Genomic DNA, 1,805 nt, shown 5'->3' with positions numbered 1-1,805 from the left:
GATCATGCCGCCCTTGAACTGGCTGGTGGCGGTTTTCGCGTTGAGGATGCGCCCGCAATCGAAGGCGCCGACCAGGCGATCGATCCGGATTTCCCCGGTAACCTCGCTCACGCGCAGCTGACAGAAGATGGCCGACGTGCTGTGCATCGAGAATTTGAGCATCTCCAGCGGCGCGCCGCTTTCGCCCGTGACGCTGATCTCGTCGCGCCCGGAGCGGCGAAAGATCGAAGCGAAGCTCTCGTACCGCGAAGGGTCGTCGACGCTGCGCAGCCCGCTGTCGGCGAATTCGACCTCGCCCACCCTGAGCCCCGCCAGCGGTGTGTCGTTGCCCGCGTGGCGCAACAGCTCGGCTGCAAGCTTGCCGCTCGCTGCACTGATAGCCGCGCCGAGCGAGGCTGTCTGGGACGATCCGCCGGCGAAGCTGGCGAAGGGCAGGCTGGAGTCGCCGATAGTCACCGACACACTGTCGAGCGGCAGCCCGAGCCGGTCCGCGGCGTGCTGGCGCTGCACGGTCGCGGTCCCCATTCCCATCTCTTGCGCGGCACTTGCGACATGCGCGCGACCGCCAGCGTCGAGGGTGATGCGCGCGGACGTGCCGGGCATGCGGGCGAAAGGGAAGGTTCTGCCCGCGCAGCCCATGCCGATCAGCCATTCCCCTTGGCGCCGTGCACGAGGCGCGGAGGCGCGCACCACCCAACCAATACGCTCGGCACCCATGTCGTACGCGGTCATCACGGCGCTCTGCGAATGGGGAGCGCCGCTGATCGGATCACAGGAAGCGACGTTGCGACGCCGCAACTCGATCGGGTCCATCCCGAGCTCATGAGCGAGTTCGTCCATCGCGCATTCGATCGCGAAAGTTCCCGGAGCCTCTCCGGGAGCACGCATGAAAGAGTTGGCCACGAGGTCGAGATCGACATGGTGCTGAACGATGTCGAAGCTTCCGGACGCATAGAGCGATCGCCCGGTGAGGCTGAAGCCTTCGTCGCATATGCTGTGCTTCGGCTTGGTGGCATAGCCATGGTGCAACAGGGCGGTGAGTTTTCCATCGGCACCGGCCCCCAGCGCGACGCGCTGCTCGGTCTGGGTGCGGCCGCCGACAAGACGGTGCATGCTCGCCCGCGAAAGCCTGACTCGCACCGGTCGCCCGGCGAGCTTCGCCGCGGCGGCGCCGAGGATCTGATGATCCCACATTCCCTTTGCGCCGAAGCCACCTCCGACGAAGGGTGAACTGACGAAGACATCCGCCTCTTTCAGCCCGAACACCTTCGCCAGGGACCCCGCCGTTGCGTGGATCATCTGCGTCGTGTCGTGAACGATCAGCCTTCCGTCCTGCCAGGCGATCGTAGCGGCGTGCGGTTCGATCGGATTGTGGCTCTGCCACGGCGTCCTGTAGACCGCATCGACCTTGTACGCCGCTTCGGCCAGCTTCTTTGAAGCGTTTCCCTTGTCGACCCGGTTGCGTTCGATCAGGATCGAGTCCGGCGTGCTTGCAACTTTCTTGCCGTCCTCGAACCGCGTGCGTGACGGCTGGGCTTCGTAACGAATCCGGACCAGCGTGGCGGCATGTTCGGCCTGTTCCCGGGTTTCGGCCAGAATGACGGCCACCGCCTGTCCGTTCCACCGGATTTCGGCGTCCTGCATCACCGGAAGCGTGTGGTTGCCTGCCGCCTTCAGATTGGTGATGCCGATCGCGGGAGGCACCGACATTTTCGGCGCATTGCGGTAGGTCATCACCAGCTCGACCCCCGGCGCGGCTTCAGCGACGGAAACATCGAGCTCGATGATCTTGCCGCGCGCTATGG

At 65.4% G+C, this 1,805-nt stretch carries 1 protein-coding gene; it reads right to left on the bottom strand.

From position 1 onward, the window contains the following. Positions 1–1,805, bottom strand: a 1,805-nt coding sequence (locus tag EOA24_RS36585) for a xanthine dehydrogenase family protein molybdopterin-binding subunit (RefSeq protein ID WP_133374834.1), incomplete at both ends; no start/stop codon positions are given.

This window comes from Mesorhizobium sp. M2A.F.Ca.ET.039.01.1.1, from assembly GCF_003998035.1.
Classification (GTDB): domain Bacteria; phylum Pseudomonadota; class Alphaproteobacteria; order Rhizobiales; family Rhizobiaceae; genus Mesorhizobium.
The sequence above is the reverse complement of the archived record's forward strand: the minus strand, read 5'-3'. Positions and strand labels throughout refer to the sequence as shown.